This is a genomic window from Paenibacillus sp. tmac-D7 (assembly GCF_006519665.1).
GTDB lineage: Bacteria > Bacillota > Bacilli > Paenibacillales > NBRC-103111 > Paenibacillus_G > Paenibacillus_G validus.
In genome coordinates this window covers 35,894-56,887 of record NZ_VIDW01000025.1, presented here as the reverse complement: position 1 = coordinate 56,887, position 20,994 = coordinate 35,894, and the positions used below count along the sequence as shown (strand labels likewise).

The 20,994-nt window shown below is 51.6% G+C and carries 19 protein-coding genes; 2 read left to right on the top strand and 17 right to left on the bottom strand.

Annotated features, from left to right (window positions below; all coding sequences use genetic code 11):
* Window positions 1-101: 101 nt before the first annotated feature.
* The 11 genes from FKP33_RS17295 to FKP33_RS27740 all read right to left on the bottom strand — a co-directional run bounded on the left by FKP33_RS17295 (window position 102) and on the right by FKP33_RS27740 (window position 10,960).
* Window positions 102-1,622 carry a DUF4179 domain-containing protein gene (locus FKP33_RS17295; protein ID WP_141335875.1) on the bottom strand — a complete coding sequence of 507 codons (1,521 nt, stop codon included), beginning with the start codon at window positions 1,620-1,622 and terminating at the stop codon, window positions 102-104.
* Entirely contained in the window at window positions 1,619-2,188 is a 570-nt protein-coding gene (locus FKP33_RS17290; protein ID WP_054796263.1) for an RNA polymerase sigma factor, read from the bottom strand. The genes FKP33_RS17295 and FKP33_RS17290 overlap by 4 nt, the downstream gene beginning before the upstream one ends.
* Window positions 2,189-2,251: 63 nt before the next feature.
* Window positions 2,252-3,130, bottom strand: a complete 879-nt coding sequence (locus FKP33_RS17285) for a polysaccharide deacetylase family protein (RefSeq protein ID WP_141335874.1) — start codon at window positions 3,128-3,130, stop codon at window positions 2,252-2,254.
* A 340-nt stretch (window positions 3,131-3,470) separates the two neighbouring features.
* Window positions 3,471-3,905, bottom strand: a complete 435-nt coding sequence (locus FKP33_RS17280; RefSeq protein ID WP_174817608.1) for a DUF441 domain-containing protein — start codon at window positions 3,903-3,905, stop codon at window positions 3,471-3,473.
* Between the two features lie 240 nt (window positions 3,906-4,145).
* The gene (locus tag FKP33_RS17275) at window positions 4,146-4,622 is read right to left on the bottom strand and encodes an amidohydrolase family protein (protein ID WP_258313473.1); all 477 of its coding nucleotides are present in this window, start codon (window positions 4,620-4,622) and stop codon (window positions 4,146-4,148) included.
* Between the two features lie 53 nt (window positions 4,623-4,675).
* A complete protein-coding gene (locus FKP33_RS17270) occupies window positions 4,676-5,845 on the bottom strand; it encodes an acyl-CoA dehydrogenase family protein (protein WP_141335873.1) in 1,170 nt (389 codons plus the stop codon).
* A 76-nt stretch (window positions 5,846-5,921) separates the two neighbouring features.
* Window positions 5,922-6,899, bottom strand: a complete 978-nt coding sequence (locus FKP33_RS17265; RefSeq protein WP_141335872.1) for an ABC transporter permease — start codon at window positions 6,897-6,899, stop codon at window positions 5,922-5,924.
* Between the two features lie 203 nt (window positions 6,900-7,102).
* Window positions 7,103-8,137 carry a sugar ABC transporter substrate-binding protein gene (locus tag FKP33_RS17260; protein ID WP_127610627.1) on the bottom strand — a complete coding sequence of 345 codons (1,035 nt, stop codon included), beginning with the start codon at window positions 8,135-8,137 and terminating at the stop codon, window positions 7,103-7,105.
* 30 nt (window positions 8,138-8,167) lie between these two features.
* Window positions 8,168-9,193, bottom strand: coding sequence for a sugar ABC transporter substrate-binding protein (locus FKP33_RS17255; RefSeq protein ID WP_141335871.1), 1,026 nt, complete (start codon window positions 9,191-9,193; stop codon window positions 8,168-8,170).
* An 81-nt stretch (window positions 9,194-9,274) separates the two neighbouring features.
* Window positions 9,275-10,726, bottom strand: coding sequence for an aldehyde dehydrogenase family protein (locus FKP33_RS17250; RefSeq protein WP_141335870.1), 1,452 nt, complete (start codon window positions 10,724-10,726; stop codon window positions 9,275-9,277).
* A 111-nt stretch (window positions 10,727-10,837) separates the two neighbouring features.
* The gene (locus tag FKP33_RS27740) at window positions 10,838-10,960 is read right to left on the bottom strand and encodes a hypothetical protein (protein ID WP_258313471.1); all 123 of its coding nucleotides are present in this window, start codon (window positions 10,958-10,960) and stop codon (window positions 10,838-10,840) included.
* Window positions 10,961-11,114: 154 nt separating this feature from the next.
* Here FKP33_RS27740 and FKP33_RS17245 point away from each other — a divergent pair, with 154 nt between their 5' ends.
* Window positions 11,115-11,903, top strand: a complete 789-nt coding sequence (locus FKP33_RS17245) for an IclR family transcriptional regulator (RefSeq protein ID WP_141335869.1) — start codon at window positions 11,115-11,117, stop codon at window positions 11,901-11,903.
* Window positions 11,904-11,962: 59 nt separating this feature from the next.
* Window positions 11,963-12,745 (top strand): IclR family transcriptional regulator, encoded by a 783-nt coding sequence (locus tag FKP33_RS17240; protein WP_127610621.1) that lies wholly within the window; start codon window positions 11,963-11,965, stop codon window positions 12,743-12,745.
* 153 nt (window positions 12,746-12,898) lie between these two features.
* On the opposite strand, the gene FKP33_RS17235 is transcribed toward FKP33_RS17240, so the two are convergent.
* The 6 genes from FKP33_RS17235 to FKP33_RS17210 all read right to left on the bottom strand — a co-directional run bounded on the left by FKP33_RS17235 (window position 12,899) and on the right by FKP33_RS17210 (window position 20,990).
* The gene (locus FKP33_RS17235) at window positions 12,899-15,040 is read right to left on the bottom strand and encodes an acetate--CoA ligase family protein (RefSeq protein WP_219996671.1); all 2,142 of its coding nucleotides are present in this window, start codon (window positions 15,038-15,040) and stop codon (window positions 12,899-12,901) included.
* On the bottom strand, window positions 15,030-15,896 hold the full coding sequence (locus tag FKP33_RS17230; protein WP_196426832.1) for a p-hydroxycinnamoyl CoA hydratase/lyase: 867 nt from the start codon (window positions 15,894-15,896) through the stop codon (window positions 15,030-15,032). The genes FKP33_RS17235 and FKP33_RS17230 overlap by 11 nt, the downstream gene beginning before the upstream one ends.
* A gap of 102 nt (window positions 15,897-15,998) precedes the next feature.
* On the bottom strand, window positions 15,999-16,976 hold the full coding sequence (locus tag FKP33_RS17225) for an ABC transporter permease (RefSeq protein WP_141335868.1): 978 nt from the start codon (window positions 16,974-16,976) through the stop codon (window positions 15,999-16,001).
* A 17-nt stretch (window positions 16,977-16,993) separates the two neighbouring features.
* Window positions 16,994-18,481: a sugar ABC transporter ATP-binding protein gene (locus FKP33_RS17220; RefSeq protein WP_141335867.1), complete on the bottom strand. Its 1,488-nt coding sequence runs from the start codon at window positions 18,479-18,481 to the stop codon at window positions 16,994-16,996.
* Window positions 18,482-18,642: 161 nt separating this feature from the next.
* A complete protein-coding gene (locus FKP33_RS17215) occupies window positions 18,643-19,845 on the bottom strand; it encodes an FAD-dependent oxidoreductase (RefSeq protein ID WP_141335866.1) in 1,203 nt (400 codons plus the stop codon).
* Between the two features lie 44 nt (window positions 19,846-19,889).
* Window positions 19,890-20,990 carry a cupin domain-containing protein gene (locus tag FKP33_RS17210; protein ID WP_127604143.1) on the bottom strand — a complete coding sequence of 367 codons (1,101 nt, stop codon included), beginning with the start codon at window positions 20,988-20,990 and terminating at the stop codon, window positions 19,890-19,892.
* Window positions 20,991-20,994 lie beyond the last annotated feature (4 nt).

Here is a 20,994-nt window from a genome sequence, read left to right as displayed (position 1 = left end):
GAACTAGTAAACAAGGCGTTGCTAATTGATAACCCATAAATTAAAAAGTGGCCGCCCAGAACACGAAAATAAGTTCTGGACGGCCACCCCTGTTTTCTAACTTACTTGGTATTCAACTGAATCGGATAATCTTTATTGACAACGATGCGATCGTTAGCGCGGGACATCGTAATCGTATACTTCTCCAGCTTGGGCGCGAGAATGTAGGCGCTGAGATACGGCATATTCCTGTAGTCTTCTGCGCTTCCAAATCCGCTGGCATTTAGCGATTCCATGAGCTCGTTCAGCTTACTCGTGAACGCTTCGTATGCTGCCAAATCCTCCTTATCAAACTTGGCCGTCATATCTTCTTTTTCAGCAATGTCGAACCAGACGCCATCCAAAAATCGTTGATCGGGTGCCTCTTTTCTTATTTTCAAATGCATATATCCTTCCGGATGATACTCGGCGCCTTCAATGACGATATCCCGGTTTTTAAAACGAACCGTTTTGGGGAACGTGTCATCCATCGACAATTCGAAACTGGCGCTTGGTTCGCGTTCAGTAACACGAAGCTCCCCAATGTGCAGATACAACTTACGGACACTCGGATCAAAGAAGACCGATGATGAGAAAGGCAGCTGCTGCTTGCCTTCTTCCAGAATGATACCCGTACCTGACGGGTCGTAACGATACACATTCCCTTTATCGTCCTTTAAGTACGGAGCTGCGTCATCTTCCCTGGGGAAATATAAATCCCATCCCATTTGACCTTTCATAATGACGTTCATCGTCGTCGGCTGGATCGTCAGCTTCTCCAACGTTAGTTCCTTCCAATCCAAATCGCTGAAGGATAGCGTTTGTTTCGGTTCATAAACTTTATTGTGCAGTAGCTTGCTTGGATCAATAGGAACTGTAATCGTGCCTAGTTCCTTCATTTCCGATCGTTTCAACACGCGGTCGAGCGTACTTTTATTAACTTTTAATGTAAGCGGGTCGCCCTTTGCCAGAAACTGTTCAGCGGCTCCATTCTCCAGTTGATATTTATAAGTGTCTTGCCGGATCGGCGTATTGCTGCCATCCGTCGTTCTTGCGATAGAAGAAGCCGTGGTCGAACCGCCTCCGCGCAAATTCCCGGGACTTATGAAGAGATGAACCGGGGTATGATTATCCGACACATCAAATTCATCGGTGCGAATGAACGCTTTAAATAACAGCTCCTCGTCCGTCAAATACATATCACTGATCGTGATCGTTGTTCCGCCTAACTGGGCAGTCACCGGCTCGATCGGAATATACCCATGATTGACGGCCGTTTGAACGCCGTCACGCTCCCTGATTTGCGTCAACCAATCAACGGCGACTTCGAAAGCCGGCACCATTTTTACGAATGAAGCAAACGCTGGTGACAGGGTCACGCCTGCTGAAAAAATAAGGACTAGAATTACAGCAGCCGCAGCGCTTTTGGACATAAAAGGCATCCATCGCGGAAAACGGCGTTTAGTTGCGACGAGGTCTATTGTATGCTCAAACTCGCCTTTCTCAAAGCGATCCGGCAATTCGTCGACAAATTGATACAGCGAATCCGGAACTCGATCGAAGGCTTGTTCTAAGCTCCGTTTCAGATCATGGTCGCTTTTCATATCTGGACCTCCTTTTCTTGCGGATGGGATACATGAAGCATTTGGCTCAGCTTCAATCTGGCATGATAAAGTCTTGATTTGACCGTTCCTTCTTTAATCTGCAGCAAGGCAGCGATCTCCTCAATTTTGAACTCCTGAAAATAATAGAGCCCTACCACAACCCGGTGCTGCAGATCCAATGACATAACGGACTTAACAAGCCGTTGGGACTGCTCTTTCTTCACAATATCCTCCAATGGTGATACCGACATGTCTTGAATATCCAGCTCGGCGATGTCCTGATTGTTCTTGTGGTTGTGTTCTTTCCTTGCGATGTCTATAGACCGGTTTACAATGACGCGGCTGAACCAGCGCCCTACATGCTGAATGTCTTTCCCCTGCATGATTGAAGAATACATGTCGACCAGCGAATTTTGCACCGCTTCCTCCGCCAAATGCCTTGATTTTAGAATAGCTAAAGCGGACCGGAAGGACCCGGGAATCAACGGATTCACCAAAGTACGGAACGCTTCTTTATTTCCTTGTCGTATTTCATCCAATAACTTTCGCTCGGATTCCAAATCCATACTGTCACTCCTTTCCCTATACTCATTGGCGTAACAAATGGACATTCGGTTCAAAAATTCAACTCATTTCCAGAAAAATTTTTTCATCTGATTCCAAAGATGGTCGGCGGAGACATACGGCTCTCCGGCATTGATCCTTTTGACGATCCGACTTCCGGGCTCATTGATACCTTCCTCCACCGTAAAAAACAGTTCCATCCCCGCCTTGGCACCTTCCTCCAAGACGACATCATTGTAGGCGCCATAAGGAAAAGCCAACAATTTATGCTGTTTGCCGATTTCCTGTTCAAATCTTTTTTCGAGGAATGACAAATCGCTGAATATCCTTTTCCGATGCTCCTCTTCGGTTTCGGGCCTTTGTCTCTGTTCCAAATACATGCTTGTTGTCAGTGCAGGCTTCTGGGTGCCTGTTCTATCCGCGGAAACGGTCCGGTGTAAATTGTAAGTATGATTGTAGAACCCCATGCCGTAAGCTTTCATTTCACGCATTTGTTCCCAATTCAGATGCATCTCCGCATCGGGGTTAAACAAATCCGATGTCATGCCCACGATAAAATTGAACGCAGGCGCTCCGAATCGTCTCAATATGGGGAATGCCTCGGTATAAAAAGATGTATAGCCGTCATCGAACGTAAGGACTACGGAATTCGGCGGGATGCTTTTCCCATGAAGCATAAATGAAATAAAGTCGTCCATGGAAATGATATGAAATCCGCGATTGTTCAGCATCTGCAAGTGATCCTGGAACTGAGCGGAAGTCACAGTGGACGAGTTGGACTCCCCAGATTTCAAATTTTTGCAAACGTCATGGTACACCAATACGATCGCCTTATCTTCGTAATATATCGCTTTTGCCGAACTCTTCTCCATATCCAAACCCATGGTAGCAGCCATCATTCCAATCAGAACCATACCAAAAATAACATAATTAATCGTTTTCATCACCAAAAACCCTTCATTCTTGGATACGCGCGTTCAATTAATAGGCGTATGAAAAGTCAGAAAGGTTCAAATTGGCGCTGAAAACAAATCCTTTCAGAACAACTAAAGGCTCACCGTATTATACTAAAGGCTACCGATCTCGATTTAAGTCGGTAGCCTTCTCAAAGCCTTATTTTTTAGCATGAATTTCTTCCTTGATTTGTCCAATAATTTCCGGGATACTTTTTGATCCCAGGTCTCCTTCCCCGCGCTTTCTCACAGACACACTATCGGATGAATTTCTCTTAGCGAAGAGGGCAGCCTCACGGCCGCCCCCTTGGAATTAAAGGTATTTCTTTTGTCATTTCCCGATCAGCAGCGATAATATTCCGGCAGCGATCAACGGCCCAACAGGTACGCCTTTTAGAAAGGCCACGCCTATTATCGTCCCAATGACGAGACTTGTCACGATCGTAGGGTTGCCGGACATCAAATGAGCGCCGCGTCCGCCTAAATACGCTACCAACACGCCAACTGCGATGGCGGCGATCGATTTCCAATGCAGGAAGGACTGGTAGAGCTCCTTGAAGCTAATCGAGCCGCTGGCCAGAGGCGATAGAATGCCAATCGTCAGGATTATGATGCCAAGCGAAAGTCCATTCTTCTCAATCCACGGAAAGGCTTGGTGCAAATTGACGACACGAATAAGCAAAAGCACAACGGCAGCAATCGTAATGGAACTGTTGCGGCTGATGACACCAAGCAAAGCCAGCAGAATCAGCATGAACGCTGGCATATCTAGTTGAGGCAACCCGGCCGACCTCCTTCTCGCATTGTTTAGGCTAATAGTTGAATTATAAAGCTTATCGTTTCACGATATCAATAGCCTCCCCTTCCAGAAGTCAAATGATGATAGAAATTCGCCATGAAAAATTGCACCCCTTAGCATGCATCGGATTCACCAAGAGGTTGTCCAATGATTATTCTAAGGGGTGCACTTTAATCTGCCTGCTATTTTTCTCTGCAACCATTGACCTTACTTGCCGGATAGACCGAACAATTTTCCAGCATTTCTGTAGCATATTTTCACCCGGTCCTCCATGGAGAGATCTATTGAGTTTAGAACCGAGATCGTATCCCGAATATAACCGACTCCTTTTTCGGGATCGAACGGCGAATCCGAGGCAAACAAAACTTTATCGGCGCCATAGAATTCGAGACCGCATAGGGTTGCCGCCCGCGAACCGAAGACGGCGGTGTCCGCATAAAAATCTTTAAAGTAATCAAAAGGACGCCGCTTCAAACCCTTGAGAACGAGCGTTAAATCCTCATCGGAAGTCCGTTTGCCAAGCTGGTCCCACCCGGGTCCTACGCGCCCCTCGAAATAGGGAACCATTGCCCCCATATGATGGGCCAGCAGCTTGAGCTGCGGCAGCCGATCCATGATGCCGGAGAAGACTAGCCGGGCCATGGCCGCACTCGTTTCATAGGGCCACCCGAAAGTCCACCAAATCTCGTATTTCGATTTGTCCTCCGTCAGATAGTTTGTTCAGAGCTTACAATAAGTTAAAGCGATTCGCCGACTTTTACATGCTCTTTAATCAGGTTCTGGGCAATCGTCCGGCGAAGGATTTCATCCGTTCCTTCGAACACGCGGTATTTCCGCACGGTTCGGTACCATCGTTCAATCGGCAATTCTTTGGTGACGCCCATTCCGCCATGAATTTGCAGCACACGGTCCACAACCGTATGGACCATGTTGGAACCGAACAATTTAGCGATCGAAGCATACTGTCTCCTGGCATCACGCTTTTTTGAGGCCATGTAAGCCGCCTGCAGCACGAGCAGCTTTGAAGCCTCGATTTCGACAGCGGAGTCGGCAATCATCCATTGGATCGCCTGATACTCGGAGATGGCGTTACCGAACGCGACGCGGGCATTCGCATATTCGATACCCATACTGAGCAAACGCTCCGCTGCGCCGACCGACCATGCTCCGATTTTTATCCGTCCCATCGTAATCCAGCTCAATGCAAGCTCGAAGCCATGGCCGAGCTCTCCCAGAATATTCTCTTCAGGCACGCGTACATGCTCAAAAATGAGGGAGGCAACCGCCCAGTCATCCATCGTTTGAATCTGTTCGGACCTCCACCCCATATCGCGGTCGACGAGGAAGCAGGTGACGCCTCCCTTGCCGCCTTTCTCCTTCTCCGTCACGGCGAACACCATGGCAAAATCCGCATAAAGCCCCCGGGAGATAAATACTTTCTCGCCGTTCAACACCCATTCATTGCCTTCTTTCACGGCGGTGGTTTTAATATTGCGAGCGTCGGATCCGGCCCCCGGCTCTGTCAACGCAAAGCAAGCGCGTTTCTCTCCGTTAATGGCGGGGATCAAATACTTCTTCTTCTGTTCTTCATTGCAATTGTACAGGATGTTGTCCGCGTCTCCGCCGAACGTAAACGGTATGAAAGTTTTCGCGAGCTCAATATTGATGATAGTCGTCATGATCGGGTCAAGATCTGCGCCGCCGTACTTCTCAGGCGTATTAATCCCCCAAAACCCGGCCTCTTTCGCCTTCAGTTGGAGCTTTCGAATCTGCTCTTCTTTAATACCGGGCCTGCCCTCCCGGTCATTGCGGAGATAGTCTTGTTCCAGCGGGTACAGTTCCTTCTGGACAAACTCACGAACGGTCCTTTGAACCATTCGCTGTTCTTCATTCAATTCAAATTGCAATTGAGCTTCCTCCATTTCGTAAGATGAATCTCATCGTCATAGAACATCAACCGGGAAGGCGGGCGCTCCAATATCGTCAACCCCCAGCCGCCAACTGGACCGACGGCGCAGCTTTTTTCTTTCTGTTTTTATGCTGGAGACCGTCCAGACCGATTGCCGCAATCAGCACGACCCCTTTGATGATGCTTTGGTAGTAATCGCCTACATTCATTAATACCAGACCGTTGCTCAGCACCCCGATGATGAGAACACCGGTCAGTACGCCGGATATTTTCCCTTCACCGCCCATGATGCTAATGCCGCCGAGAATCGCCGCCGTCAATACGTCGAACTCAAACCCGGCCCCCGCGTTCGGCTGGCCCGAGTTCATACGCGATAAGAGGACGATACCCGCGATGCCCGTAATGAATCCGCCCAGGGAGAAGAGCATCATTCTCATTCGCTTGACATTGACTCCCGACAGCCTAGCCGCTTCTTCATTGCCCCCAAGCGCATACACATATCGGCCGAAATACGTTTTATTCAGAATAAAGCTGCCGATCAGGGCTACGACAATCAGTATAATGACCGGGATCGGGATGCTTCCGACATAGCCTTGTCCGAGAACCCTAAACGATTTATCAAACCCGAAGATGGACATCCCCCCGCTGATCATTTTGCTTAGCCCCGTCACGATCGTCATCGTAGCCAGCGTTATCATCAACGGGTGGATGTTTAACGTCACCCACAGATAGCCGTTGACGAACCCGACCAGCGTCGCCGCCGCCACTCCGGCAACCGCCGCCAATACCGGATGCACCTCTGCATGGACCATCAGCCAAGAGGTCAGTATACTGACCAAGGAGATTTGCGCACCGACCGAGAGGTCAATTCCCCCCGCAATCATGACGAAGCACATCCCGACTGCGACTATCCCCATCATCGAAACCTGACGCAGAATATTGAGCAAATTGTTGATCGTCAAGAATGCTTCCGTCATGGATGAGAACAAGATAAACAATAGCGCCAGCACGATAAATATGCCGTATTTCCTAAAAAATTCGTTCAGTGCCATATCGCCTCTCCTCCGCTTCAATGCTGTGACGCCATGTCCATGATGTGTTCCTGCGCGAACGCTTCCCTTCCCAGCTCCCCGGTCATTCTGCCAATTTGAATTTCCCCTTCGTCAGGAGCGTCGGCTCCGGCAAACATCTCAGCGAGAACACGATTTCGATATCCTGCATGGCTCTCCTCTTTCATCGGGTCTTTACGGCAGGCTTACTTGGGCATAAACGCGTCCGCATTGCTTGCATTGACGATCGTCAGCTTCGAAAGCTGGTCTCTCTCCACGCTCTCGCCGCCGAGCAGCTTCAGGATGTTATCCACGATGATTATCGGGTTCTTGGAAGTCGCCATATCCAGGGTGGTCCGGAGCACGCTTCCCTCTTCCTTCAGCTTCGTTAACATTTCAGGTGTTGCACCGACACCGTTAATGTAAAAATGGCCGGTTGCCTTGCCGTGGGATTTGACAGCCTCATAGGCTCCAAGCGCCTCCGAGTCGTCGATCGTGGCAATGACTTGGATATTCGGATGGGCCGTCAGCAGGTTCTCGGCTACTTTCTGTGAATCTGCCACGGTCAATGCCTCATGCTTCGCTACGATCTTCGCATTCGGCGCGTTTTTCTTGATCGCAGCTTCCAGCGCGACGCCTCGCTCGGTCAGACCGGGGTTATAGGTTGAAATAATGAGCCCGACTTCCGCGTTGCCGCCGAATTTCTCGTTAATCCATTTCGCCGCATCTTCACCTACCGCAGTTCCGACCGCCGTATGATCCGAGTTCACCACGACATCCGCATGCTCGATCCCGAACGATCCCCAGCCGACCACTCTAATCCCGGCATCCTGCGCTTTTTTCAAGGAATCCTCCAGCGGCTTCGGATCGATCGGGAACACGATCATCGCTTGCACTTTGGAGGATACCAGATTTTCAATGTTGTTAATCTGCTTGTTCACGTCCATGCCCGCATTGGCGACCAACAGCTCTCCGCCCTGTTCTTGGACCCGTTTCTTAATGGCGCCGATTTGAGCGATGAAGTACGGGTGCGCTTCATCCGGTACCGCAAAGCCTACTTTTAACGGCGCTTTTTCTTTCGAGCCTTCAGCCTGGTTCGAGGAATCGCCCGCAGCCGTGTTCGTGTTGGCAGACGAGGTTTCGTTGCCGCCATTCCCATTTCCGTTTCCGCATGCCGACATGACACCCACAAGCAAGATCGCGATGACCGTTGTCAATAAATGTTTCAATGATCTTTGCACCGTAACATCCCCCTTTGTATTGTCCAAATTTTATTTGGCAAATTGGTCGATATTTCCGCCATCGAGAACCGTAAGTTTGGAGAAATAAATTTTATCCACCCGTTCGCCTTTCACCAGCTTCATGATATGGTTCATCGTGACATCAGGCTGTTTCGCCGTCTCCAAGTCGAGCGTTGCCCGGAAGGCGCCGCCTGCCTTCACCTCAGCCAGTGCCTGCGGCGTTCCGTCTGTTCCGTTAATAAAGAATTTGCCATTATCCCGGCCCGCCGCCTTAACCGCCTCTAACGCTCCCAGACCATAGGGGTCCATCATCGTGGCGATCACCTGCAGGTTCGGATTGGCGGTAAGCATGTTCTCCGCTACACCCTGAGCGGCCGCTTGTGTTCTAGCTTCCTGCACGGACACGATTTTGGCGCCCGGCGCATTATTCCGGATCGCTTCCTCCAATGCCTTGGAACGATCGATCAAACTCTGGTTTGCGTTCGAAACGATGAGTCCCACTTCCGCTTTACCGTCCAGCTTCTCGTTGATCCATTTGGCGGCGGTCTCCCCCATCAGTTTGCCGATCTCTTTATGGCTGATGGTTTGGGTGACGTCAACGTACGGCATGTCATCGTTCCCCAGAGCGATAAATTTAACGCCGGCTGCTTGTGCATGCTGAACGGCGGATTCAACGGCTTTCGGTTCCATCGCGTTAATCAGGATGACTTGAACTTTGGATGCCACCATGTTCTCAATGTCGTTGATCTGTTTATTTACATCGTTGTTGGCTCCGAACACGAGAAGTTCACCGTTTTCTGCGGCAAGACGTTCTTCAATGGCCTTGATTAATAAAATAAAGAACGGGTGGGTCGAGTCGGGAATCGTCACTCCAACTTTCAGCTTGGTTCCCTCTGTTGATTTATTTGCCTGCCCACCCGCATCCGTATTTGCCTGATTATTGCTGGCAGCCCCGCCGTTATTTCCGCCTGAAAGGTTCCCGCTGCTGCTGCATGCCGCAACCAGCAGAAGCATAGCGGACAAAAGGATAATCAATGCCGGTTTGATCTTTTTCATATAAAGCCCCCCTAGCTTTTATTGTTAACGCTTACATTTAACTGTCTATCAGTTCATCTTTCGACCGTTTGATTCTTCGCATCAATGACTTTGCTTGTGATAATTGATCGCATGGTACTCGATGTATTCCGCAAGGCCGACTTCCGAATTTTCCCTGCCGATTCCGCTTTGCTTAACGCCGCCAAACGGCATAAGCTTGGCGCCGAGAGGAGACTGTCCATGTCCATTGATAAACGTCATCCCGGCTTCGATTTCTCGGGTGACCCGCAAAGCTCTTTCAAAATCGGAGGACCATACCGAGGAGGCTAATCCATACTCCGTCATATTAGCCATGCGGAGCGCTTCCTCCTCCGAACGATAAGCAATGAGCGGGATCACCGGTCCGAACTGCTCGCAAGTGACGATGTCTTGGCCGGGTTCAACGTCCCGAACGACTGCCGGCTGCAGGAAGTAGCCGTTGTCCCAATTGGCCGGCTCCAGCTTCTGTCCGAGCTCGATGACCTTCGCACCGCTCTGTCTTGCGCCTTCGATCAGTTCTTTAACATACTGGTATTGCAGCTTATTGTTGACCGGCCCAAGGGTTGCATCCGGGTTCAATCCGTGTCCCACTTTATAAGCGTCCACTAGATCGCATGTTCGCCTGTAAAAAGCGTCGTACATCGCCTGCGGCACGTATACCCGCTTAATATCGAAACAGATTTGACCCGAGCGCCAGAAAGCGCCTTGTACAATTTTGGGGACAACCTCATCCAAATCCGCATCATCGAGAACGATGGCCGGATCGTTGCCGCCCAATTCGAAATGAACACCTTTAAGCGAATCCGCCGCACCTTTCATGATATGCTTCGCTGTCTTGCCTCCGCCGGTAAACGTGATTTTGCGGACCAGCGGGTGGGTGGTCAAAGCCGTCCCTACATCGGTGTCCCCATGAATGACGTTAATGACGCCGTCCGGAAATAAGGCCGCCATTTTTCTCAAAGCCCTACTAATACTGATCGGCGCATTCGGGGAAGGTTTGATCACGATCGTATTGCCCGCAAGCACGGCCGGCACCAGCTTTTGCAGCGTCAAGACAAATGGCGCATTCCAAGGCACAATGGCTGCGATCACGCCGATCGGCCTTTTCTCCACGCTTACAAAGCTGACCTCGTCCTCCGCTTGTTTAGATTGGAAGAAAGCTTGCGCGTTCTCAAGCGTCAAATAGATGACATAGGGGGACAGTCCGACTTCCATGGACGCATCATTCAGAAGCATGCCATTCTCCCGTGTCAGCATTTCCGATAAAGAGGAAGTATCTTCTTCCAATAATTTCGCCGCTTGCATGAACAGCGCACTACGTTCCTCCAGAGATGTTTGTCGCCACGATGCGAAAGCCTGATGCGCCGCCTGAACGGCTTGCTCGACATGCTGAACGGTTCCTTTGGCTACCAGCCCCACTACGTCGGTGTAACGTCCCGGGTCCTTAACCTCGGTATACTGCCCGGTCTCCACATCTTCATTATTGATCAGCAGATGAAGCTTATCGACACCCATGTTCCATGACTCCTTTCTTAATACGAAGCTGAATCTTGCCGAAACCTTGCTTACTGACGGTTGTTCTTGAACCGGGCTCTAAAGAACCGGGACCCGATCGGCGTAAACGTATCAACGGATTTCCGCCTGATCGAAGAAGGCGCTTTCAAAAAAGAAGCCTAGTTCTTCAATCTGCGGTTTCAGGTCTTCTTGGATGACACCCGGTGTAAATTCATTGCACAATCCGATCTTCAATTTAACGACATCCTTTCTACAACTTTTTAATTATTATGAGTTGAATGACTCATTTTTATGTTATAATGAAAAAGTATCATGGTTACACGCACGTGTCAATAATCGAAAGCGTTCTTGACGAAAAATTATGCAAAATTAAACGGAGGCAGCTAACATGAAAGACATACATATGAATTCGATTCGGACAATTGATCGGGCGATCGATGTATTACAAGCGTTCAGTGCCAAAAGCACAGCCCTGACTATCGAAGAAATATCGAAAATTTCCAATATTCCCAAAAACACCGTATACCGCATTTTATACACCTTTGAACGCAGAGGACTCGTTCAATTCGATGCCGATGCGTTAACCTATCATCCTGGTCTAAGACTTTTGGAATTTTCTATGCTGAAATCTTCCACCCTTGATGTACGGCAAGAGGCAGAGCCTTTCTTGGAAGAGCTTCATTCCCTAACAAACGAAACGGTTTTGATGGCATTGCCGGAGGAAAATGAAATTTTTTACGTATTCAAAAAAGAAAACGAAAATCATGAAGGCTTAAAAGTAAACACGCTCGTCGGCGTACGCCGTCCTTACTTGTACGGCGTTCTCGGGCCGGCCATTCTGGCGTTTCTTCCGGAAAAACAAATAGAACGCGTTCTAAGCATTCCTCCACAACCACATACGCAGCATACCGTTACGGATGCTGCAAGGATCCGCGAGCGGCTGAAACAAATTAAACGAGAACGCGTTTTTGTTCAATCGAACGAAACCAGCCTCGGCGTCACCGGGATATCCGCGCCTGTTTTCGATATGAACGGCAACGTTGCGGCGGCCATTGCAATCGTCGGTCCCGAAGTTCATCTTCACGATCAACTGGAGGCCATGAGAAACCTTGTCATCGAAACCTCCAATAAAATTTCTTCGAAAATGGGCTGCAGCATGACCGAGACGATCCGCTGAATTGACTGTAAGGAAGGACACCTGTAAAATACAGTCATAATAGTTTTCGGAGGTTTATCATGCGCGAGATCAACATGAGTTCCATCCGTGCCATCGACCGAGCAATCGATGTGCTCGAGGCATTTACCCTTAATAAATCAACATTGACCATTGAGGAATTGTCACAGCTGTCTAAACTGCCTAAAAATACGGCTTATCGAATTTTGTACACGCTTGAACGAAGAGGTTTGATCCAATACGATCCCGAAACTCTAACCTATTCTCCCGGCTTAAGGCTAATCGAGTTTGGTTTGCTCAAAACGTCCATGCTTGACGTCCATCAGGAAGCGGAACCTTTCCTGAACGAGCTCCATCTCCAGACGAATCAAACCGTTCTGATGGCCGTCAGAGAAAATCAGGGACAAGTCTTTTATTCCTTAAAGAAAGAAAATGAAAACTACGAAGGCTTAAAAGTGACGGCGCACGTCGGCGTACGCCGCCCCTTTCTTTACGGGGTACTGGGGCCGGTGTTGCTGGCCTATCAGCCTGACGAAATAATCGAACGCGTTCTGAGTGAGCCAATCGAGCAAATCACACCCTTTACGGTTACGGACAAAGAGCTGGTTCGGCAGCGGCTGCTGCAAATCAGGAAAGATCGTTTCTTTGTAGAATTGAATGAAACGGATATCGGGGTAATCGGCATGTCAGCACCTATATTTGGTCTGGACGGACAAGCTATAGCGGCTATAGGAGTCGTCGGTCCGGAAATTCAGCTGAACGATCGGTTGGAGGAGATCAAACAGCTCATTCAAAGCACGGCCGAGAAAATCTCTTCCCGCATGGGTTACCGACCGGCAGAATAGTGTGGTGTGGATACAGCTAAATTACGCATGAGGTCTCCTTAGAAGCATCGACAACCGCTTGAACGTTCCGGGCAGGTTGCTTTGATCCAAAATGAGCTGTACAACTCAAAATTCATTTCTCGAAATGGTCAAAGAGCGGTCACGCATCGGTCCTCATTCCGATACGACGACAAGCGCATCTAATGCCAATACGCCCTCTCCGTCGGGATATACGATGACCGGGTTAATGTCGATCTCTGCCACTTCCGGCGTCGTTCTCATAAGTTCCGCAACGACCGCCACAACCTTGGCCAGCGCCTTCAAGTCCGAAGGTTTCGCGCCTCGCGCACCGCGAAGGAGCGCGGACGAGCGCAACGTGAGGATTTTCTCCACTATGGCTTCTTCGCTTATATCCGTAGGCATGAAGCATACGTCCTTCAAGATCTCGATCCAGATCCCGCCCAGACCGACCATCACCATCGGGCCCCATTCCGGATCCCTTCGCGCACCGACCACCATTTCAATACCGCGGATTCCCATCTTCTCGACCAGCACGCCCTCCGGCTTCAACCCCGGAAACGCCCGCTGTACATTATCGTGCAACCGGGTCCAGGCTTCGCGCAGCTCAGACTCCTGCCCGATGCCGACAATGACACCGCCGATATCGCTCTTGTGCGCAATTTCGCCGGCTGATATTTTAATGACAACCGGATAACCGATTCTGCCCGCGATTTCGCAAGCTGCCTCCACATCTGCGGCCAGCTCGCCCGCCGGTACCGGAATTCCGGCGGCGGCAAGGTATTGTTTCCCCAGGTATTCAGGTAAGGCACCCGTCCCTGGCAGCGGATTCGGCGTTACCGTAACCGTACAGCGGCCCCTGCCCGTTTCGGAGCGGGCGATTCCGGCTTTCGTCACGCAAGCAAGCGCACGGATTGCGCGCTCGGCCGAGCGAAACAACGGTACGCCGGTCGCTTTCATTTCGTCAATCAGCTCATCGGCCAGCTGAGATCCTTCTCCCAACAGGACATACGCGACCGGCTTCCTGGATCCCGATATGGCCGGCAGCGCAGCACGCCCTTTCGCCAGACCTATTCTCGGCGAGCCGGGCAGCACCGCGATCAACAAACTTCCGACCGCAGCATCCGCAAGAAACGCCTCGGCTGCAGCCGTATACAAACTCATATCCGTCAATGCTTGCGCGGTGATGTCAAGCGGATTCGTGGCCGTCGTGAATTCGGGAAGCACGGGCTTGATTGCTTCGATCGTCGCTTGGGATAGCAGGGGAAGCTCCAGCCCCTTCGCTTGACAGAAGTCAAGGGCGAAGCCTTTGAACGCACCCGAGTCCGTCACAATCGCGGTACCGCGATCGGGCAGGACGGGATAGCAGGTGAGAAACCATGCGACGTCTACCAATTCCTCCATCGTATCCACCATAATGACGCCTTCATGCTCCAGCAGCGTCTGAATGACCGTGTAATCTCCGGCGAGCGAGCCCGTATGCGATTGTGCAGCTTCCCTCGACGCCTCGCTCTTGCCGGGATGCAGCAGTACGATGAATTTCCCCTTCTCTCTGGCCTTCGATGCCAGTTGCAAGAACAGCTGCGGCTGGCGAATATGCTCGACGTACATGGTCACCACCCGGGTCAATGCGTCATCCAGCAAATAGGCCAGATAATCCTCAACGCCGACCGCTGCTTCGTTGCCTGTGGAGATCGCATAGGAGAGCGGTATGCCGCGGGCCTGGCTTGTTTCCCGCAGCGAAGACATCATTCCTCCGCTTTGCGTCAGCACGCACAGGGCCAATTGACCCTCCACCGCGGTAGCCTTCAGACCCGGCGCGAAAGTCAACGGAACACGATCGATAAAATTGGTTAACCCCATGCAATTCGGTCCGGCCACCGCCATCCCGTTCTCGCGAGCGATCTCGGTGATTTGCTGCTGGGCAATCATCCCTTCATCGCCTGCCTCCGCGAACCCTGCGGCAAAAATCATGACGGCACCTGCCTCCCGTCGCGCGCAAGCCCGTACCGCTTCTACCGCCGCCGCTTGAGGAACACACAACACCACGGCGTCGATCCCTTTCGGCAGGTCATCGATGGCCGGCACGCACCGAATCCCGTTCACTTCTTCCCGGTTCCGGCTGACCAGGTGAATCTCACCGTCATAGCGAAAGCGCCGCAGGTGGTCCACAACGGCTTCGCCAGGCGATCCCGGCGCAGCCGACACCCCCACGACGGCAATCGAGCGGGGGTGAAGCAGCTTCTCCACGGAGACCGTCGCAGCGGCATTGGCCAGCGGCTTCGAATTAAGACTCACGCTTGTAACCCTCCAGTCCCGGGCGAAACGTCTTATCGTCAAGGAACTGCTTGAGCCCCTGCTGCCGTCCGCGTTCCGGATCAAGCGATATTTGCTGCTGTTGTTTCGCCGCTAAATAATCTTCAGCCGTATCCCATGGCATGTCGCGGGAATATTTATAGCCCATCTTCGCCGCGTTCAGAACAACCGGATTTTTGCTAAGCAGCGTTCTCGCAAGTTCAACCGTCCGCTCCCGCAGTTTTTCTTTCGGCACCGCTTCGTTCACCAAGCCCATTTCCACAGCTTTTACGCCGTTAAACGGTTCGCCGGTCATAATATAATAGAGCGCGTTGCGCTGCCCCATTACCGCGGCAACCGCGCGGGTAACGTTCCCTGCCGGAATGATTCCCCAGTTAATTTCAGACAAACCGAAAGTGGCATCCTCTGCAGCAATGGCCAAATCGCAGGAAATCAGGGGGGTGAAGGCTCCGCCGAAGCACCAGCCGTTCACCATGGCGATTGTCGGCTTGGAGTAGTACATCAGCTTTCGCCACTGCCAATTCGTTGCCGTTCGGCGCACTTTCGCGATCTCGGCTTGCGACTTCCTCTCGGTTTCACGGAAGTATTCTTTAAGATCCATACCGGCCGAGAAGGAATCTCCCGCGCCCGTCAGCACGACGACGCCGCAGCGATCGTCCAGCTCCAATTGCTCCAAAATCTCAACCATCTCTTCGTTCAGCGCCGGACTCATCGCGTTCCGCTTGTGCGGACGGTTCAAGATCACCCAGGCAATACCGTCCTCAAATTCAACCTTCACGTTCTCTCCACCAATTGCTCCTTGATCCTTCACGGGTTGGTTTTCTTCCTGCATCGACATGTAAGATATCCCTCTTTTCAATAGATTTCGATAAATGGTTAGTGGAATTTGGTTACCACGAAAGCTCCCGTTGCTTTAAGGTTGCCTCCGTTGATTATCCCTTCAACCCCCAGCCGCCAACTGGACCGACGGCACAGCTTTTTTCTTTCTGTTTTTATGCTGGAGACCGTCCAGACCGATTGCCGCAATCAGCACGACCCCTTTGATGATGCTTTGGTAGTAATCGCCTACATTCATCAAAACCAGACCGTTGCTCAGCACCCCGATGATGAGAACACCGGTCAGTACGCCGGATATTCTCCCTTCACCGCCCATGATGCTAATGCCGCCGAGAATCGCCGCCGTCAATACGTCGAACTCAAACCCGGCCCCCGCGTTCGGCTGGCCCGAGTTCATACGCGATAAGAGGACGATACCCGCGATGCCCGTAATGAATCCGCCCAGGGAGAAGAGCATCATTCTCATTCGCTTGACATTGACTCCCGACAGCCTCGCCGCTTCTTCATTGCCCCCAAGCGCATACACATATCGGCCGAAATACGTTTTATTCAGAATAAAGCTGCCGATCAGGGCTACGACAATCAGTATAATGACCGGGATCGGGATGCTTCCGACATAGCCTTGTCCGAGAACCCTAAACGATTTATCAAACCCGAAGATGGACATCCCCCCGCTGATCATTTTGCTTAGCCCCGTCACGATCGTCATCGTAGCCAGCGTTATCATCAACGGGTGGATGTTTAACGTCACCCACAGATAGCCGTTGACGAACCCGACCAGCGTCGCCGCCGCCACTCCGGCAACCGCCGCCAATACCGGATGCACCTCTGCATGGACCATCAGCCAAGAGGTCAGTATACTGACCAAGGAGATTTGCGCACCGACCGAGAGGTCAATTCCCCCCGCAATCATGACGAAGCACATCCCGACTGCGACTATCCCCATCATCGAAACCTGACGCAGAATATTGAGCAAATTGTTGATCGTCAAGAATGCTTCCGTCATGGATGAGAACAAGATAAACAATAGCGCCAGCACGATAAATATGCCGTATTTCCTAAAAAATTCGTTCAGTGCCATATCGCATCTCCTCCGCTTCAATGCTGTGACGCCATGTCCATGATGCGTTCCTGCGCGAACGCTTCCCTTCCCAGCTCCCCGGTCATTCTGCCGCTGGAGAGGACGATCACCCGATCCGACATCCCCAGCAGCTCCTCCATATCGGACGAAATCATGATGATGCCGACTCCGCTTTCCGCCAGGCTGCACATCAGTTTATAAATTTCCTGTTTGGCCCCGACGTCGATCCCTCGCGTCGGCTCATCAAAGATCAGCACTTTGCAATCCCTGGCCAGCCACTTGGCGAGCACCACCTTTTGTTGGTTGCCGCCGCTCAAATGATTCACTTTCTGCTCTAAGGTAGGGGTTCGGATCGATAAGGTGTTCTTGAAGCTTTCCGCCTGCTCCAGCTCTTCTTTCGTCTTGACCACCCCAAACCGCGACAGAAACTTCAAGCTGGGCAGCGTAATATTCCGTTTCACCGTGCTTCTCAGGATAACCCCCTGCTGCTTCCGGTCCTCCGGGATCAGTCCCATTCCTAACCGGATCGAATCTTGCGGAGATCTCACGTTCACCTTCTGCCCCTCGAACACAATGTCGCCCGTGTGGGCGGGATCCGCCCCGAACAACGCCCTCGCCAGCTCCGTCCGTCCGGCGCCTACCAAGCCGGAAAACCCGAGAATTTCACCCTTCTTCAACTGGAAGGAAATATTCTCAAAGCCGTTGCCGCTTAAACGATTGACCTCGAGCAGCGTTTGCTGCGGCTTTATGCTGCGGGACGGATACGTTTCCTTCAGCTCCCGGCCGACCATCAGACTGACCAGCTCCTGGCGGTTCGTCGCTTGGGTTGCTTGGGTCGAAACGTACCGGCCATCCCTCATGACCGTTATGCGGTCGGAGATTTCGAACAACTCTTCCATCCGGTGCGAAATATAAATGATGGTGACGCCCTTCTCTTTGAGCACGCGCACGATCTTGAACATCGCTTCCACTTCGTTGATGGTCAACGGGGCGGAAGGTTCGTCCATGACCAGGATTTTGACGTCTTTGGAAATCGCTTTGGCAATTTCAACAATCTGCTGCTGGGCCGGGGACATGTCCCGTACAAGACGGCGCGGGTCCAATTGGATCTGGAGGCTGTCGAGCAGCTCCTTCGTCTTGTTGACCATCGCTTTCTTGTCAACCAGCCAGCCGTTGCCGATGAAATCGCCCAAAAATATATTTTCCGCAGCCGACAGCGTCGGGATAAGATTGAATTCCTGGTAGATCACCTGGATCCCCAGCTGCTTCGCCAGACGGGGCGTCATCTCTTTGTAGCACTCCCCGCCGATTTGAATTTCCCCTTCGTCAGGAGCGTGGGCTCCGGCAAGCACCTTAATTAAGGTAGACTTGCCCGCCCCATTCTCTCCCAGAAGCGCATGTACCTCTCCCCGCACAAAGTCAACCGAGACATCGTTCAGCGCCAGGACGCCAGGAAAACTTTTGGATATCTTCCTCAGCGAGAACACGATTTCGTTATCCTGCATGGCTCTCCTCTTTCATTGGGTTTTTACGGCCGGCTTACTTGGGCATAAACGCGTCCGCATGGCTTGCATTCACGATCGTCAGCTTCCCTGCATCAGCCAATGGATTGCGCTTCAGGTTTTATCCCTCGGCATGAAGCGCTTGGCTTCTAATCGTCGATCGATTACGGCGCATCGCCGATTCCTTGTTCGCGGATGCTCGCGATCATCGCCGAACGAAGCAGCCACTGTCTGGCGCGGACCGGATCGTTAGCGAGCTCGGCCATCTCCCGCTGCAGCTTTATACGATGTTCCGGATCCGTTTCTTTCACAACTTGGGTATTTTTCTCGCTGATGCTTTTGACATATTCGACCGCCACACGCCGGCGCGCGTCACTGTACTTGTCCAACTCGGCTTTCCGATCGGCACCGTTAACGATTCGGATAAGCCTGATACTCAAGTCTACCGCATCGTGGATGCCGCTGTTCAATCCCAATCCGCCCATCGGGCTGTTCAGATGAGCCGCATCCCCGAGCAGAATCGCTCTTCCTTCATAAAAATTCTCCGCGACACGTTGATGGATGCGATACAGCGTATTTTCAACGACTGGGAAGTGATCCGTTGTATGTAAGGCTTCCCGCATCGTTCGCTGGATGTTATCCATATTGAGCGCGACCTCATCCGGTATTTCGGGAGGCACGGGATACAGGAAGCGCCATGCTTCCGGTACGCGAAGCATGAACAAGAATTGTTCCGGATCGGAAATGTAATTGACATACGCCAAGCCCGGAATGTACTGATCGAGTGCGTTAGGCGTGCCTACCAGCAGCCAGCGTTCTTCAAACGTATATCCGTCGAATGCGAAGCCAAGCGTTTTGCGGACCACGCTTCTTGCTCCATCCGCACCAAGGAGATACGGCGTTTGAAGCTGTTCCATTCCGTTTGGCGTCTTGACCGAAACAGTGACACCGCTTTCATTTTGGGTAAAGCCGGCAATCTCGGCCTCGAACCTCAATTCGGCATTCGCGCGCTTCTTCAGTTTCTCGAACAATAACTGTACGTATGTCGCCTGCGAGCATTGCAGACGGAACGGATATTTCGTATCATTCTTGAGCAGATTGAAATCAAATTCCGCATACAAGCCGTTTTTCCGATCCCGGTATTGCACTTTCTCACATAGCAATCCACGGCTCATTAATTCTTCAACGATTCCGTACGGTTCCAGCAGCTCAAGCGTTCCTGCATGGAATGTAGAAGCCCGCCATTCCCGGCTTGGCGCATTGCTTTTCTCTACGACGATGACCGGCAGGCCCGCTTGAGTTAAAATGGTGGCGGCCGTTAATCCGACTGGCCCTGCGCCGACAATCACAATTGGATGTTGCGACACGTGGAATCGCTCCCTTCTAGTTCTTTATCATTCCATTTCATCTATTAAAGAATCGGTTCAAAAACCTCTTGTATTTGTTGGTGCCCGTCATGCTCCTGGAGTTCTTCGGCTCTTTCGAACTGAAATGCTTCCATAATCGGCAGATCGTTGGTGGAGAACAGGAGCGCTTCTTCTTCATCCGAAGTATTCACATGCTCGTGCCATGTCCAGGAAGGGATAACGAAGAAGTCTCCTTCCGACCAGTCGAACCTCACACCGTTCATCACGGTGTAGCCTTTTCCTTTGAACGCATGGTACACGCAGCTGTGTACATGACGGTGGGCTTTCCCGCGAAACTTCAGAGGAAGCTTCTGCATGCGGGCGCCGATGCGGTCGTTGGCGTCTTTGCCCGTCGACGGGTTGATATATTCCACCGCATAGCCTTCGATCGGGTCCGGATCGAACCGGCTTAATCCTTCCAATCCCCGACTGGTTTGCTCCCACTTGTAACGGCCTAACGGCGCGATTTGCGGAGTACGGTCGGACACCGGGCGGACCATGCCCCCCTCATAGCGCTGCGCGCTATAATCGTCCGGGACTTGCAACGGCTGCTGCTTGTCGGGATGAAATTCCGTGAAGCACACATTCATGTACATGGTGAAGGGCGTATCCAGGCAATCCATCCAGAGCACCGTTTCATCGCCTTGGTTCGCATGATCGTGCCAGGCCCATGTCGGCGTGATCAGATAGTCGCCTGGTTCAAACGGGATTTTCTCCCCATCCACTCTTCCTTCGGCCCCGCGTCCTTTCATAATAAACCGCAAGGCCGTCGTCGTGTGCCGATGTGCCGGCGCAATCTCCCCGGGCTTCACGGCCTGAACCGCCGCATACAGCGTTTGGGTAGCTCCTCCCCAGCCCAAAGGCTGCAAATCCTTCATACCTGGATTGATCAGGAAAACCGCCCTGCGTTCCACCGCGCCTCCGACCTCCATCAATCTCGCCGCTTCTTCCAGATGCCTTTCGATATGCGCTTTCTTCCACAAATAAGGAATCGGCTTCGCTTTCGGCTCAATCGTATTTAAGGCATGGATCGACGACCACAGCGGCCCCAGGTTTTCGCTCTGCAATTTCGCATCAAATGCTTTAAGCTCATCTGATTCTTTCATCCCG

What these genes read in the sequence shown, in the direction of transcription:
- FKP33_RS17240 (WP_127610621.1), top strand. Translation starts at nt 11,963, where the DNA reads ATGCGCGAGATCAACATGAGTTCCATCCGTGCCATCGACCGAGCAATC.
- FKP33_RS17210 (WP_127604143.1), bottom strand. Translation starts at nt 20,990, where the DNA reads ATGAAAGAATCAGATGAGCTTAAAGCATTTGATGCGAAATTGCAGAGC.
- FKP33_RS17250 (WP_141335870.1), bottom strand. Translation starts at nt 10,726, where the DNA reads ATGGGTGTCGATAAGCTTCATCTGCTGATCAATAATGAAGATGTGGAG.
- FKP33_RS17290 (WP_054796263.1), bottom strand. Translation starts at nt 2,188, where the DNA reads ATGGATTTGGAATCCGAGCGAAAGTTATTGGATGAAATACGACAAGGA.
- FKP33_RS17295 (WP_141335875.1), bottom strand. Translation starts at nt 1,622, where the DNA reads ATGAAAAGCGACCATGATCTGAAACGGAGCTTAGAACAAGCCTTCGAT.
- FKP33_RS17285 (WP_141335874.1), bottom strand. Translation starts at nt 3,130, where the DNA reads ATGAAAACGATTAATTATGTTATTTTTGGTATGGTTCTGATTGGAATG.
- FKP33_RS17245 (WP_141335869.1), top strand. Translation starts at nt 11,115, where the DNA reads ATGAAAGACATACATATGAATTCGATTCGGACAATTGATCGGGCGATC.
- FKP33_RS17225 (WP_141335868.1), bottom strand. Translation starts at nt 16,976, where the DNA reads ATGGCACTGAACGAATTTTTTAGGAAATACGGCATATTTATCGTGCTG.
- FKP33_RS17255 (WP_141335871.1), bottom strand. Translation starts at nt 9,193, where the DNA reads ATGAAAAAGATCAAACCGGCATTGATTATCCTTTTGTCCGCTATGCTT.
- FKP33_RS17220 (WP_141335867.1), bottom strand. Translation starts at nt 18,481, where the DNA reads ATGCAGGATAACGAAATCGTGTTCTCGCTGAGGAAGATATCCAAAAGT.
- FKP33_RS17230 (WP_196426832.1), bottom strand. Translation starts at nt 15,896, where the DNA reads ATGTCGATGCAGGAAGAAAACCAACCCGTGAAGGATCAAGGAGCAATT.
- FKP33_RS17280 (WP_174817608.1), bottom strand. Translation starts at nt 3,905, where the DNA reads ATGCCAGCGTTCATGCTGATTCTGCTGGCTTTGCTTGGTGTCATCAGC.
- FKP33_RS17265 (WP_141335872.1), bottom strand. Translation starts at nt 6,899, where the DNA reads ATGGCACTGAACGAATTTTTTAGGAAATACGGCATATTTATCGTGCTG.